This window comes from Cupriavidus sp. NPDC089707, from assembly GCF_044748965.1.
In the GTDB taxonomy this organism is placed as follows: Bacteria; Pseudomonadota; Gammaproteobacteria; order Burkholderiales; family Burkholderiaceae; genus Cupriavidus.
Window position 1 is genome coordinate 134,146 of the sequence record NZ_JBIVHB010000010.1, and the last position, 12,497, is coordinate 146,642.

The 12,497-nt window shown below is 68.2% G+C and carries 14 protein-coding genes; 6 read left to right on the forward strand and 8 right to left on the reverse strand.

Translation table 11 applies throughout. From position 1 onward, the window contains the following. Window positions 1-22 precede the first annotated feature (22 nt). Window positions 23-1,072 (forward strand): hypothetical protein, encoded by a 1,050-nt coding sequence (locus ACIP1U_RS17970; RefSeq protein ID WP_400317285.1) that lies wholly within the window; start codon window positions 23-25, stop codon window positions 1,070-1,072. A gap of 2 nt (window positions 1,073-1,074) precedes the next feature. After that, window positions 1,075-2,106, forward strand: a complete 1,032-nt coding sequence (locus tag ACIP1U_RS17975; RefSeq protein WP_400317287.1) for a GNAT family N-acetyltransferase — start codon at window positions 1,075-1,077, stop codon at window positions 2,104-2,106. Window positions 2,107-2,200: 94 nt separating this feature from the next. Here the strand turns inward: ACIP1U_RS17975 and ACIP1U_RS17980 are convergent, their stop codons facing one another. From ACIP1U_RS17980 to ACIP1U_RS17990, 3 genes are all read right to left on the reverse strand, one after another. Next, window positions 2,201-4,285, reverse strand: coding sequence for a polysaccharide biosynthesis protein (locus tag ACIP1U_RS17980; protein ID WP_400317290.1), 2,085 nt, complete (start codon window positions 4,283-4,285; stop codon window positions 2,201-2,203). A gap of 517 nt (window positions 4,286-4,802) precedes the next feature. After that, window positions 4,803-5,756 (reverse strand): glycosyltransferase family 2 protein, encoded by a 954-nt coding sequence (locus ACIP1U_RS17985; protein ID WP_400317293.1) that lies wholly within the window; start codon window positions 5,754-5,756, stop codon window positions 4,803-4,805. An 86-nt stretch (window positions 5,757-5,842) separates the two neighbouring features. Continuing rightward, window positions 5,843-6,793 carry a response regulator transcription factor gene (locus tag ACIP1U_RS17990; RefSeq protein ID WP_400317296.1) on the reverse strand — a complete coding sequence of 317 codons (951 nt, stop codon included), beginning with the start codon at window positions 6,791-6,793 and terminating at the stop codon, window positions 5,843-5,845. Between the two features lie 322 nt (window positions 6,794-7,115). On the opposite strand from ACIP1U_RS17990, the gene ACIP1U_RS17995 reads away from it, so the two are divergent. Beyond that, complete coding sequence (locus ACIP1U_RS17995; protein ID WP_400317298.1) at window positions 7,116-7,382, forward strand: hypothetical protein; 267 nt, start codon at window positions 7,116-7,118, stop codon at window positions 7,380-7,382. Window positions 7,383-7,495: 113 nt separating this feature from the next. Here ACIP1U_RS17995 and ACIP1U_RS18000 read toward each other — a convergent pair whose 3' ends face one another. Next, window positions 7,496-7,813, reverse strand: coding sequence for a hypothetical protein (locus tag ACIP1U_RS18000; RefSeq protein ID WP_400317301.1), 318 nt, complete (start codon window positions 7,811-7,813; stop codon window positions 7,496-7,498). Between the two features lie 74 nt (window positions 7,814-7,887). Beyond that, window positions 7,888-8,013 carry a hypothetical protein gene (locus ACIP1U_RS18005; RefSeq protein WP_400317303.1) on the reverse strand — a complete coding sequence of 42 codons (126 nt, stop codon included), beginning with the start codon at window positions 8,011-8,013 and terminating at the stop codon, window positions 7,888-7,890. Between the two features lie 597 nt (window positions 8,014-8,610). Here ACIP1U_RS18005 and ACIP1U_RS18010 point away from each other — a divergent pair. Continuing rightward, the gene (locus tag ACIP1U_RS18010) at window positions 8,611-8,748 is read left to right on the forward strand and encodes a hypothetical protein (protein WP_165971554.1); all 138 of its coding nucleotides are present in this window, start codon (window positions 8,611-8,613) and stop codon (window positions 8,746-8,748) included. Between the two features lie 68 nt (window positions 8,749-8,816). After that, complete coding sequence (gene cynS, locus ACIP1U_RS18015) at window positions 8,817-9,260, forward strand: cyanase (RefSeq protein WP_400317307.1); 444 nt, start codon at window positions 8,817-8,819, stop codon at window positions 9,258-9,260. A 16-nt stretch (window positions 9,261-9,276) separates the two neighbouring features. Here the strand turns inward: cynS and ACIP1U_RS18020 are convergent, their stop codons facing one another. Both ACIP1U_RS18020 and ACIP1U_RS18025 read right to left on the reverse strand, forming a co-directional pair. Further along, on the reverse strand, window positions 9,277-10,575 hold the full coding sequence (locus ACIP1U_RS18020) for a cyanate transporter (protein ID WP_400317310.1): 1,299 nt from the start codon (window positions 10,573-10,575) through the stop codon (window positions 9,277-9,279). Window positions 10,576-10,585: 10 nt separating this feature from the next. Continuing rightward, the gene (locus tag ACIP1U_RS18025; protein WP_400317313.1) at window positions 10,586-11,044 is read right to left on the reverse strand and encodes a nucleoside deaminase; all 459 of its coding nucleotides are present in this window, start codon (window positions 11,042-11,044) and stop codon (window positions 10,586-10,588) included. A gap of 150 nt (window positions 11,045-11,194) precedes the next feature. Between ACIP1U_RS18025 and ACIP1U_RS18030 the strand changes: the two genes are divergently transcribed. Further along, window positions 11,195-12,085 carry a LysR family transcriptional regulator gene (locus ACIP1U_RS18030; RefSeq protein WP_400317316.1) on the forward strand — a complete coding sequence of 297 codons (891 nt, stop codon included), beginning with the start codon at window positions 11,195-11,197 and terminating at the stop codon, window positions 12,083-12,085. 8 nt (window positions 12,086-12,093) lie between these two features. Here the strand turns inward: ACIP1U_RS18030 and ACIP1U_RS18035 are convergent, their stop codons facing one another. Then, on the reverse strand, window positions 12,094-12,273 hold the full coding sequence (locus ACIP1U_RS18035) for a hypothetical protein (RefSeq protein ID WP_209762021.1): 180 nt from the start codon (window positions 12,271-12,273) through the stop codon (window positions 12,094-12,096). Between the last annotated feature and the right edge of the window lie 224 nt (window positions 12,274-12,497).

Here is a 12,497-nt window from a genome sequence, read left to right on the forward strand (position 1 = left end):
TTGAGCACGCGATATGGCACCCATGAAACCTGCCTCGGAATTCGGCTCATTCTTTCATCTCGATCCGGCGGCCCCCTTGTCGCCCCCGGGCGGAGCGCCGTGGCTGCGCCCGGGCGACCTGCTGACCGGCTCCGGGCGCGATGCGCTGCGGGCGATTGTGGCGCAGGGGCGCTCACGCGGCTGGCGGCGGATCTACGCGCCAAGCTACTACTGTCACGCGGTGCTTGACGATCTCGCCGGCGACATCGACGTCCGCATATATCCACATGCCCCGTTCGAAGACCCCACGCCGCTCTTGCTGGCGCCGGACGAGGCTGCGATCGTTCCCGAATACTTCGGCCTGCGGGCGGGTGTTGACGTGCAGGGCGGCAGCGTCCTGCTCGACCGCTCGCACGATCTGCTTGCCGACTGGTCATATGCCCGTGCGCCGGATTACGTGTTCGCGTCGCTGCGCAAGACCTTGCCCGTACCCGACGGGGGGCTGGTGCGGCCGCCGGCCGGGCAGCCGTTCACGCACGCCATGGCGCCTACCCCAGGGCATGTGCGCGCCGCCGCCGGCATGGCCGCCGCCATGTCGATGAAGGCCGCTTACCTGGCAGGCGCGGAGGTCGCCAAAGCAACCTTCCTGGCACTCGCGGGCGAAGCAGAAGGCAACCTGCGCAGCGATGCCGAGGTCTCCGGGCCGTCGGCGCTAACGCGCGTGCTGGCGCCGGCGCTTGATCTGCGCCGGATGCGGCAGCGGCGGCACGATAACCTGGCGCTGCTGGCGGCCTGCATGGCCGGCCTGCCCGCTGGCCTGCAATGGCAGGTAACACCTGCGTACGGCATCCTGCTGTGCGCCGACGCATCACAGCGCGACCGCCTCCGGCAACGGCTGATCGCGAGGGATGTCTACCCGGCGGTCTTGTGGCCCATGACCTGGCCCGCCGCCACCGAGGACAACCGCCGGCTGTCCGGGCGCATCCTGGTCGTGCATGCCGACCATCGCTATGGCCCGCGCGACATCGAGCGCCTTGGCGAAATCATTCTGCACATTGCCACCAGTCCCGATACTTCCGACGAGGATCGATGATGATGAAGACCAATCTACTGGAGACTTCCAGCGCCGAATGGCTCGCGGTGCTCCAGCGTTGCCGGCATGACAGCCACCACATGCCGGGATGGCTGCGGGCGTCGCAGCATGAAGGCGGCGGCAAGCCGTTTGCCGTCCACGTCACGGACGGCAGCCATGAGCTGTTGTTGCCACTGCTGAACCGGGACATCAACGGCAAGGACTGGGACGCGAGTTCGCCCTACGGGTTTGCCGGCCCGCTTGTCAGCGACGACGCCCCGGACTCGTTTGTTGACGAGGCCATGGCGACGGCCATGGAAACGCTGCGCGGGCAAGGATGTGTCTCGTGCTTTATCCGGTTGAATCCGATCGTCAATGCGCATTGGCGCGGTGCCGTTGGCACGCTGATCGAGCATGGCCAGACGATCTCGATTGACCTGTCCAAGAGCGAGGCCGAGCACTGGCGGGACACCTCGCATGGGCACAGGCTGGAGATTTCCAAGGCCATGCGGGCAGGGGTCACGGTACGCATGGATGAGACGCTGGAAACGCTGCCACATTTCATCCGTCTCTACAATGCGTCGATGGACAGGCTGCGTGCATCCGACTACTACTTCTTCGACGACGCTTATCACTACAGCCTGGCCGAGGAGCTCGGAGACCGGCTGCGGTTGTTTGTGGCGGAGGAGGAGGGCGTCATCATCGGCGGCGCGACGGTCACGGTATCCGGCGACGGCGGCATCCTGCAGGGCCACCTGATGGGCATCGACGCCCGCTACCGGCACCGGCAGCCCAGCAAGATCATGCTGCACGCCATCCGGCAGTGGGGACGGGAGCAGGGGCACCGGTACTACCACCTCGGCGGAGGCCTCGGCGGATCGGCGGAGGATTCGCTGTTCCGCTTCAAGCGCGGGTTTTCGCCGGACACGCATGTATTTTGCACACAGCGCGTGGTGGTGGATGCCGACAAGTACCAGGCGCTGTGCGGCGGCACGCCGACGGTGCTGGAGGATCTGAGCGGGTTCTTCCCGGCCTATCGCAAGTCAGGCGAATAGTCGCTTGGGAATCAGCAGCAAAAGAAGGCCGCCCGTTGAGTCGGCCTTCTTCTTGTCCGCGCGCCAGGGAGATTCGCGCGCCGGCCGCTGCGGATCAGAGCAGCTTGCCTGAGCCCAGCAGCCGCGCCGGTTCGACTTCGCCGCCTGGGTCGGGTGGGCTCCCCGCCTGGAACGCGACCCGGTGCAGCGCGACCGGCCGCGGCCCGAGCTGCCGCGGCGCCCTGGTGTCGTCCTGCACATCCTGGCTGCCGAGGCTGCTGTCTGCCGGGGCGGCCCGCTCCGGCCTGCGCGAGGCATCGCCGAGCGAGGAGTACGGGGCGTATTCCGGCACGATCGACTGCACCTCCGACTGAATGCTCACTTCGTCGCGGGAGTCGCAGGCCGCGTAGAGCCGGGTCAGTTTTTGCCGCAGTTCTGCTTCCTCCAGGCGCGGCTCTTCCGAGCACATGATGCGTTCGTGCTCGCTCGGCGTGACGTCCCCGCCGATCAGCAGCTCTTCATAGAGCTTTTCACCCGGGCGCAGGCCGACGAACGCGATCTCGATGTCCCCGTTCGGGTTCTTGCTGGTGCGTTCCACCAGCCCCGCCATCTCGATCATTGTCCTGGCCAGGTCCACGATCCGAACCGGCTGCCCCATGTCCAGCACGAACACTTCGCCGCCGCGAGCCATGGCCCCCGCCTGGATTACCAGTTGCGAGGCCTCGGGAATCAGCATGAAGAAGCGGATGACATCCGGGTGGGTAATCGTGATCGGCCCGCCCGCTTCGATCTGGCTGCGGAACAGCGGAACCACCGAGCCGGAAGACCCGAGCACGTTGCCGAAGCGGACCATCGCGTAGACCGTGCGGGTACCGGGCCTGGCCGCGGCGGCCTGGAAGATCAGCTCCGCGATGCGCTTGCTCGCGCCCATCACATTGGTGGGCCGGACGGCCTTGTCGGTCGAGACCAGCACGCAGGTCTGCACGCCGAAGCGATCGGCCATGTTGGCGATGGTGAGCGACCCCAGCACGTTGTTGCGAATGCCTTCTGGCATGTTGTCTTCGACCAGTGGAACGTGCTTGTACGCCGCGGCGTGGTAGATCGTATCGACCTGCTGTCCCTGCATCGCCGCGGCTACCGCGTTGGCGTCGCACACCGAGCCGATGCGCGCCATCAGCGGCACCCCGGGAAAGTTGCGGCGCAGGTCCTGCTCGATCATGTACAGCGCCCACTCGGAATGGTCGAACAAGATGATCTTGCCTGGCTGCTGCGAGGCGACCTGGCGGCACAGCTCACTGCCGATGGAACCGCCTGCGCCAGTCACCATGACGACCTTGCGGTGCGTGCACTTAGCGAACAACGCCTCACGCGGCGGCACGGGGGGCCGGCCGAGCAGGTCCTCAAGCTTGACTTCACGGATCGACTGCATGGTGATCTTGCGGTCTACCAGTTCCAGCAGCGTAGGCAGGGTGCGCACGCTCACCGCACACCGGTGCAGCTTGTCCAGGATCCGCTTGCGCTGCTCCGGCGACAGCGATGGCACCGCCAGCACGACTTCATCGACGCACAGCCGCTGCAGCTCCGTCCTCAGGCGCGAGGTATGGAACACCGGCAAATCGGCGAACGTGTGGTTGCCGAGCGAGCGATCGTCGTCGAAGAAGCAGACGGCCTCGTGGTCGACACTGGCGCGCATGGCGTTGGCCAGCTGGAAGCCCGCCTCGCCGGCGCCGTAGATGGCGACATGCCGGGTCGGATGGCCGCGGGAGTTGCGCCACAGCTGGGTGCGCCGCACCAGGGCGCGGATCAGGAAGCGCGAGATCACCACGTAGGCGAAGGCGATGAACCAGTAGATCAGCAGGCCCGCGCGCGGCAGGCGGCTATCGTTGATCAGGAATGATATCGCGTAGGTCAGCCCGACCAGAGCCGCCATGCTGATGCCAGCCGCCCATAGCACCTTCAGGTCGATATACCGCAGCACGGTCCGGTAAAGCCCGCTGAAGGCGAACACCGGGATCGTCAGCACCGCGATGAACAGCGGCGGCAGCATCCCATACTGCCTGATCAGTCCATCGTCGCCAGCACGCAGCAGCAGCGCCAGCGTGAAGCACAGTGGCAACGCGAGCATGTCGATCGTCATCATCACGACGATCTTCTGCCGGCGCGTCAGGGATATGGGGCTTGGCAAGCGCAGGCCGCTCATGGCCGCACCTCCTGCCACGTCAGCTGGGCGATGCCGGCCGGCATCGCCTTCAACGTCGTCACTGCCTGGCGCACTCCCTGGGACCGGCAGGGGGCGGTTTCCGCTCGATGCATCCATATCGGTGTGTTCATGGCACGGCTCTTCTTCTTCCCGTCAGCGCGCACGCCATCCGCCGGCACGTTGCATGCCGTGGTGCTGGCGGCGCTGCACCCGGCACGACGTGCCGGTGTGATTCGCTTACCTGGAAAGCTATCGTGTCTGCACGGGGTGGCGCAATTAGGCTACGTGCGCTGCCGAACGCGGCTTCGGCGAAGGGGGGCGGGTGGCGCGGCGTGCGCAGAAACGGGTACGCATGCCGGTTGCGCAAGACGGTGTCGGAACGCCCCGGTGCGACGATGCAGGCACTGCAGGTGGGGGAACGGACACCGCCGATGCCTTGGCGACCCGATATGCATGGGGCGCTCGCGCATCCGCAGAAATGGGTACGCCCGGGGCATGCCCCGGGCTGGTGCGCCGCTCAGTCGCGCGGCAGCGGCACGCCCAGGCCTTCCGCCGCCGCACCTTCGCCAAGGTCGGCGCGCGGCCCGCGCAGCAACTGCCACAGGCAGCCCGCGGTGGCGTAGAAATCGCCGGCGCCGCGCGCGCCGGCGGTACGCAGGTCGCGGCCCAGCGCATGCGGCAGCGCCAGCAGCAGGAACAGGGCCGCCTTCACCGGGCGCCGATGGCCGCGCCGGTAGCGCTGGCAGGCCACGTACAGGCGCGCGGCGTCGCAGGCCGGGCCGGCGCGTTCGGCGCGTGCCGCGGGGCGTGTGGGGTGTGTGTCAGGCAGGCGCTGGTTGACGGCGCTCGCGACCAGCTCGATGCGGTAGCCCAGTTCCTGCACCGCGCGGCCAGTCAGTTCGAGTTCGTCGTAGCCGCCGGCAAGCTGCTCGTCGAAGCTGGCGTGCTCGAACAGCGCGCGCGGGAACACCGCGCTGTGCAGCAGCACCGAGCGCAGGCGTTCGCCGCGCCGGTAGTCCTGCGTGGGATCGCCGAGGAAGGCAGGCTTGCGTGGGCGCCCTGGCTGCCCCTGGCATACCTCGGTACCGGTCAGGATCAACGGCGTCGCGCAGCCGGCCGTAGCCCGGCGGATATGGTCGTCGGCAATGCACTCGGCCATCTGCTGCAGGAAGGTCGGGCCCAGCAAGCTCTGGTCGTCGAGGAACAGCACGTGCGAGCCGGTGGCCGCGCGCAAGGCGCGATTCCGGTTGGCCGCCCGGCAGCGGCGCGGCCCTTCCAGGTAAGTGATGTCCGGATGGTCGCGGCGCATCATCTCGCGCGTGGCGTAGCCGCTGCTGTCGTCGGTGACGATCAGCTGGTGCGGCGGCATGGTGGATTCAGCGACCGCCTGCAGCGCGCGCTGCAGGCCCTCGGGATGGTCGCACGTGAGAATGCACACCGAAAAGGTGGGCAGGAATGTGCTTGCCGGCATGGTTGACCCCTCCGATGTTCGGCGTGAAAGCTGGCACGTGCGCCGGCGCCGTCTGGCGCGGGCACGGCGCGGTGCCAGTGATGCTGCTACAGCGTCTGGCTGGTGCTGCGGAAGGCGGCTTCTGCGCGCGGCGAACCCACCACCGTGCGGCTGCTGTCACGCGTGAACGGCTCGTCGCCGCTGACCCACTCCAGCGTCGCGCCGCGCTGCAGGGCGGCGTAGACCGCTTCACCCTTGTTGCGCACCTTGAGCCGCTGGTACAGCGTGCAGGCGTGGCTTTTCACCGTGGCCACCGAGATATTCAGCATGCGGCTGACCGTCTTGATCGGATAACCGCGTGCCAGCAGCACCAGCACCTCGTACTGGCGCGGCGTGATCTTGAGCATTTCCGCTTCGCCGTAGCTCGGCTCTTCCTCGGGGATCGGCACGGCGCTGGCGGCAGCTGGCGCGGGCAATGGCTGGCCCGGCCTCAGGTCGGTGAGGTCGCGCACCGCCACGGTAGCGCGCGGCGTGCTGCGCTGCGTGCTGGCGCAAGAGGCGAGTGAGAGCGAGTCGGTGGGCAGGTTCGCCGGCAAGGGCAGCGGCGCGGCCGAGGCGAGCGACTGCACCGCCGGCATGGCCGAACGCGAGGCGGAAGGCGTGGTCCCGGTCTCGGCCGAGAACAGCAGGCCTTGCACCCCCGATATGGCCAGGCGGATGGCCGCCTCGATCACCGCCAGCGAGGCTGTCTTCGGCAGGCAGCCGCAAACGCCGCGGGCGCTTTCCGGATCGGGCACGTGCAAGGGCAGCACGTCGGCCAGGATCAGCACGCGCTGCGGCTGCAGCACGGCCTGGGCCTGTTCGAGTTGTGCCCAGCCCGGACCGGGTTCGGCGGGCATGCCGAACACGAGCAGGTCTGCATGGTGGTGCCGGCTATCCAGCCTGGCGATGTCCGCGGGCGCAATGGCTGCCACCTGGGCGGATTCCTGGATGTTCTCGAGCATCTGCAACAGCCCGAGCCGGAGCAGCGGATGCTCCTCGATCAGCAACGCGTTCATTGACTTCACTCCCCGTTACTCGGGAGCGGACTGCGGGGCGCTTTGCGTATGGAGGGCAGTACAGGACGGCAGCCACCATTGGTGTCTGTCCGCGTGTGTGACCCCCTTGCTTCCATGCCCCGGCAGTCCCGTTCTTCTGGTTGGAACTTGTTGAAGGCTGGATGGTTGACCCGAACCCGAACCCGAAAGATTCTCGCTCCTAAATCGGCTTAAATTCATCTTATGGGCTGGTTGAGTGGATTGCAAGCGAGCTGAATTGGGACGAGACAGAGTGGGAATGACAGGCTCGTCATAATCCTTAAAGAATTCACCCAAATGCGCCATGCCAGGTTCCGCAAACGCCGCCCTGGTGCCGGGTTTCGGCAGTTTCACCGATGTGACACCTGAATTTAAAATGGTTGCAGCGTTGAAACAGATCGCATTATCAGAAGCCCGCATGAGAGGGGTTGGTAACCCTATAGTGGGGTGTACGGAATATATGGCGCATGCAGGTGGCGCAATTATGAAACGGCAGTTTGATGCGATGTTTCGTAATATATCTGCGCGATTTATGGCCCGCTCGGGCGCATGGCCTAGTGCTTCTGGATGAGGGGTGGCTACACCCTCGGAATGAGACCTGGCAAGGCCACTGCACCGGTCTGCACCCGGCTTGCCACCAACTGCGTCCGCCAAGGTGGCAAGCCGGTATCGGAACCCCGTCCGTCAGCGGGCCCAGTGGCCCGGACGCATCACCCAGCCATGCGGTCCGCGCACCCAGCGGTCGGGCACGAAGCGGTGGCCCGGGCGCTGCGCCTGCCAGTAGCCGGGGCGCCAGTCGTAGCGGCCACGCGCGCCGACCCAGTGGCCGGGCACCCAGACCTGGCCGCGGCGCGCGGCGGGATGCGGCTCATAGCGCGGCGGCGGCGGCGGATGGCCATAGCCGTGGGCCACGGCGGTGGGATGGGCTTCGGCGGGGGCGATGAGTCCGAAGGCGCCGCCCGTGGCGAGGACGGCTGCGGCAAGCATGAGCTGGCGTTTCATGGAATGGCTCCTTGGGGGCGGTCGTTGTCAGGCAATCAGGCAATCGATCATCGATCCGGCGATCAATCCAAGGATCAATACCGGTCGTAGTGATGGTGGTGGCGGTGCGGCGCGCCGCCGCGCGGTGGCACTACGATGCAGGCGGAAAGCAATGCGGCCGTGGTGGACAGCAGCACGACGAGGGAAAGGGCTCGTTTCATTTCTGGGCTCCTGGCGGGATCGCGTTGGACACGGCTTCAATGTAGCGACCGGCCCCCTCGCTGCGTGCTTGCACTTGTAAGGCTGTCTCACATAGGGCTGAACCGTGCGGGATCGGGTACGCGATGCCGGGCGATGCCTGTGGAGCCTTATGTGGCAAGGCGCGCCGGACGCCGGAGCGGCACCGCGGAAGGATGCGGCAAGCCCTCGGATGGCGTAATGTGACGTTACATCGGAAATGGATCTCGCAAGCAAACGCGGGCGCTGCGAGGCAGGCGCCAGCGTACCGGCCTGGCGGCGGGCGCTCTGCAACGCTGACGCAGAAACGGGTACGGCCGGTGGCAATGCCGAAGCCTAGCCGCGATTTCTTGCCCGATTCCTTGCCCGAGTCCTTGCAGGGAATGGCCGAGACGGTGCAGCATGCTTCAACATGGCTCGCGCTGCGTGCCGGGCAGGCTCATTACGGTGCGCGCGGGTTGCCAGTACGGCCGCTCAGCGGCACCGCGCCAATGGCATGAAGCTTGCGCCTGGCGGAGTGCCAGACGGAGCCCGGTCGGGCCAGGAAGCGGAATCTGCCACGTGTGCTTGAAGGAGGCGCCATGCCAATCATGCTCATCGTGCTTGCCTTGCAGTTCTTGCAGGGGCTGTCGCCACCCGCCGCGGCGCTGTTCGCGCTGCCCCAGGAACTGGAGACGCCAGATGCCACGGCCACGGTCGAAACCGCGCTGACTCGCTGACCTGCCGCCAACGGGCGGTGGCGCTCCGCATGGCTTCCATCCATTCACGCCATTGTCACGGAGGCAGCATGAACCGCAGCGACGTTACCGATCTCATCATCGAAGCCAAGGTCAGGCGCGGCATCACCTGGGCGCAGGTTGCCGGGCGCGTCGGCCGCAGCAAGGAATGGACGACGGCCGCCTGCCTCGGCCAGATGGCTTTCGACGAGGCCGGGGCGCGCGCGGTGACGGAAATCTTCGGGCTGCCGCCCGAGGCGCAGGCCTGGCTGCGCGAGGTGCCATACAAGGGCTCGCTGCCAACAGCGGTGCCGAGCGATCCGCTGATCTATCGCTTCTACGAGCTGATCAGCGTGTACGGCACCACCTTCAAGGCACTGATCCACGAGGAGTTCGGCGACGGCATCATGAGCGCGATCGATTTCCGCATGGACCTGCAGCGCGAATCCGACCCCAACGGGGATCGGGTGCGCATCGAGATGTCGGGCAAGTTCCTGCCCTACAAGACTTACTGAGGGCTTTCGGGGCCGGTTATCGACGGCTTTCTCGGAGGACGGCGGACGGCGTGACCGCGGACGCCGGCGCGGCATAGGCCGCGCCGTAGCTGGCCGGGTTCAGTCGCAGCGTCAGCACGCCTACCAGCGCGGCACAGCCGAGGTGGTACCACCAGCCCGCGGCAAAGCCGCCGGTATGGGCTTGCAGCATCGCGGTCAGCCAGGGCGCCAGTGCCGCCAGCAGGAAGCCGCCGCCCTGCATCAGTGCGCTCAGCGCGCCGGCGCTGTCCGGGTCGGGCAGGTGGTCCAGCGCCACCACCAGGTACAGCGCAAAGCAGCCGCCCAGTCCGGCGCCACCGATCACGGCCCATGCGTACGGCGCCGCGTCGGGCCAGAGCGCGAGCCCGGCAAAGCCGGTCACCTGCAGCGCCAGCGCCAGCACCATCCACGCGCGCCGATCGACGCGCCGTGCCGCCAGCGCCGGTAGCAGCAGCGCCGCGCCGGCCTGCGCCACCGCCATCAGGGCAACCAGCGCGCCGCTGGCGGGTGCGCTCCAGCCGTGTCCCTGGTAGAACGGCGCCAGCCACGCCACCAGCGAGGCATAGCCGCCATTCATCACGCCAAAGCATCCCATCAGCAGCCACGTGCGAGGCCGGCGCAGCAGGGCGCGTGCCGCGCCCGCGGACTGGCTGCGCGACGCTGCGTGGTCCGGCAGCCGGTCCTTGCGATGCGTGCGCGGCAGCGCCACCCAGGCCAGCGCCAGCGCGGCCAGCGCCGGCAGCGACCACAGCGCCAGCGCCTCGCGCCAGCTGCCGGACAGCGCCGTTACGTAGGGAGAGAGTTGCGCGCCCAGCGCACCGCCGCCCATCAGCGCGGCCGAGTACAGCCCCATTACCGGGGCCACGCGGCCGGGAAATTCCTGCTTGACCAGTCCCGGGCAGGCCGCCTGCACCACGGCCACGCCCAGCCCGCACAGCGCCGCCGAGGCGATCAGCCAGCCACCGTCGGTCACGCCGAGGCGCAGCGCGCAGCCCGCGCCCAGCAGCGCCAGCGCAGCCAGCACGGCGTTGCGCGCGCCCAGGCGCGCGCGCAACGCGGGGCCGAAGAACGCGCCCACGCCCATCAGCAGCATCGGCAGCAAGGTGAGCCAGGCCATGCCCTGGTACGTGAGGCCGGTGCCGGCGCGGATTGACGGCGCGAGCGGCCCCACCGCAGTCAGGAAGGGCCGCAGGTTCAGGCCGATTCCTGCCACGGCGGCCAGCACCAGCCAGCGCGCCGGTGCCCTGGCGCTGCGCGTGCATGCCGCGGCGCCGGCGCGGTCTGGCGCCTGTGCCATGTCCGCCATGTCAGACGCGCGGGGCGCGCGGGCCGTAGAGCTGGGCGGCGGACAGGTCTGCCGGCACGCGCGTCAGCGGCAGCGGCGGCGGATCCAGCGGCAGGCGCACTGCCTGGTAGGCGGCTTCGCTGGACAGGCCGTAGGGCGCGGCGTCGTTGTTGTCGAAGGCGTAGTAGACCGCCTGTACCCCCGCCATGGTCATCGCGGCCAGGCACATCGGGCAGGGGTGGCCGCTGGCGTAGACCACGCTGCCGCGCAGGTCCGGACGGCCCAGCTTGCGCGCCGCGGCCCGTACCGCTTCCATTTCCGCGTGGGTAGTCGGGTCGTGGCTGTGCACGATGTCGTTGACGCCGGTGGCAACGGCCTGGCCGTCGATCGCCAGCACGGCACCGAAGGGACGCCCGCCGCGGTCGCGGTTGGCTGCGGCAAGGCGCACCGCCTCTCGCATGAATTCCTGGTGAGTGGTCATCGTTTGTGCAGGGATCCCAGTAAGTGAGTCCACGCTCGCAAGACTTGCGGCATGGCAGTTGGCAGGCCGCAACTGTACGCCGGGGGTTGGTGATTGGGAAATTAAATGATGAAATCGCCGGCAGTGGAAAACCCAATGGAAGGCCCGGCCATGCAGGACCCCCGACTCGATCCCGTGCTGTTGCAGAGCTTTGTCGCCGTGGCGGAAAGCGGCAGCTTTACCCGCGCCGCGCAGCGCGTGCACCTGACCCAGTCGACCGTCAGCCAGCAGGTGCGGCGGCTTGAAGACCAGCTTGGCTGCGTGCTGCTGGACCGCGGCGGGCGCTACGTGGTGACGACGCCGGAGGGTGAGCGGCTGCTGGGCTACGCGCGCCGCCTGCAGCAGCTGATGGCCGAGGCGGTCGGGCAGCTGCGCCAGAGCGCAGGCCAGGGCGAGATCCGCATCGGCGTGCCCGAGGATTTTGCCGCGCGGCCGCTGACCCCGGTGCTGGCCGGGTTTGCCGACGACTGGCCCGGGGTGCGCCTGGAGGTGACCAGCGGCATGAGTCACGAGTTGTGGCAGCGGTTCCAGGACCGCGAGCTCGACCTGGTGCTGGTCAAGCAGCGCGTGGCGCAAGCGCCGGGGTTGGCGAACTGGCCCGAGCCGCTGTGCTGGATCGACAGCCGCAGCCGCCCGGCGGTGGCGCGCGATCCGGTGCCGCTGGTGGCGTTTCCCGCCGGCGGGCTGTACCGCGGCGAGATGACGCACGCGCTCGACGCCGGCGGGCGGCCCTGGCGCATCGCCTTCGTCAGCGCGAGCCTGGCCAGCATCCTCGCCGCGGTGGCGGACGGGCTCGGCATCACGCTGCTGCCGCGGCGCCTGGCCACGGCGCATCACCAGGTGCTGGATGGCGGCGGCTGGCCGGCGGCAGTGCCGGACGTCGAGCTGAGCCTGCACGCGCAGCCGGATTTGCCGGCCCCGGCGCGCGACATGGCCGCGCGCCTGGCCGCACTGTGCGAGCGAGTCATGCGTGCCGGCGCGGCGGAGCCGGACGCCGGCTAGCGCAAGCGTCAGCCGAAGTATTCGTTGTAGTAGCGGGTGCAGGTGCCGGACGGCCGGAAGGTGTACGGCAATTCGGCCAGCGCGGCGGCTTCGAGCGAGCCGAAGGGGATGTCGGGCGCGTTCAGGCTGGCGGCTTCGGTGGCGTCGGATGGGTGGGCAGGATGCTGGGCGTGGGCTTGCGAAGTCATTTTGCTGCGATATGTCGGAAGGTCGGAAGGTCGAGAGAGAGGCCGGCCGGGCCGGCGATTGGCAACGCAACCATGCTAATGCGCCCGCACGCCGGGATCAGCCCCCGTGCTGTTGAACACACTGTTGCGCAATCGCGTTCAATCGGGGCGGTTTGCGTGACGTTGTGGGCGGATGAGGGCAATTCTCCGGTTGCGCCGACGCCTTGCGCGGCAAGGTCTATATT

Coding starts and splice junctions, on each gene's coding strand:
- ACIP1U_RS17970 (WP_400317285.1), top strand. CDS start 23: ATGAAACCTGCCTCGGAATTCGGCTCATTCTTTCATCTCGATCCGGCG.
- ACIP1U_RS17985 (WP_400317293.1), bottom strand. CDS start 5,756: ATGCCGGCAAGCACATTCCTGCCCACCTTTTCGGTGTGCATTCTCACG.
- ACIP1U_RS18010 (WP_165971554.1), top strand. CDS start 8,611: ATGCCAATCATGCTCATCGTGCTTGCCTTGCAGTTCTTGCAGGGGCTG.
- ACIP1U_RS17990 (WP_400317296.1), bottom strand. CDS start 6,793: ATGAACGCGTTGCTGATCGAGGAGCATCCGCTGCTCCGGCTCGGGCTG.
- ACIP1U_RS17995 (WP_400317298.1), top strand. CDS start 7,116: ATGCCAGGTTCCGCAAACGCCGCCCTGGTGCCGGGTTTCGGCAGTTTC.
- ACIP1U_RS18005 (WP_400317303.1), bottom strand. CDS start 8,013: ATGAAACGAGCCCTTTCCCTCGTCGTGCTGCTGTCCACCACGGCCGCA.
- ACIP1U_RS18000 (WP_400317301.1), bottom strand. CDS start 7,813: ATGAAACGCCAGCTCATGCTTGCCGCAGCCGTCCTCGCCACGGGCGGC.
- ACIP1U_RS18035 (WP_209762021.1), bottom strand. CDS start 12,273: ATGACTTCGCAAGCCCACGCCCAGCATCCTGCCCACCCATCCGACGCC.
- ACIP1U_RS18030 (WP_400317316.1), top strand. CDS start 11,195: ATGCAGGACCCCCGACTCGATCCCGTGCTGTTGCAGAGCTTTGTCGCC.
- ACIP1U_RS18025 (WP_400317313.1), bottom strand. CDS start 11,044: ATGACCACTCACCAGGAATTCATGCGAGAGGCGGTGCGCCTTGCCGCA.
- ACIP1U_RS17975 (WP_400317287.1), top strand. CDS start 1,075: ATGAAGACCAATCTACTGGAGACTTCCAGCGCCGAATGGCTCGCGGTG.
- cynS (WP_400317307.1), top strand. CDS start 8,817: ATGAACCGCAGCGACGTTACCGATCTCATCATCGAAGCCAAGGTCAGG.
- ACIP1U_RS17980 (WP_400317290.1), bottom strand. CDS start 4,285: ATGAGCGGCCTGCGCTTGCCAAGCCCCATATCCCTGACGCGCCGGCAG.
- ACIP1U_RS18020 (WP_400317310.1), bottom strand. CDS start 10,575: ATGGCACAGGCGCCAGACCGCGCCGGCGCCGCGGCATGCACGCGCAGC.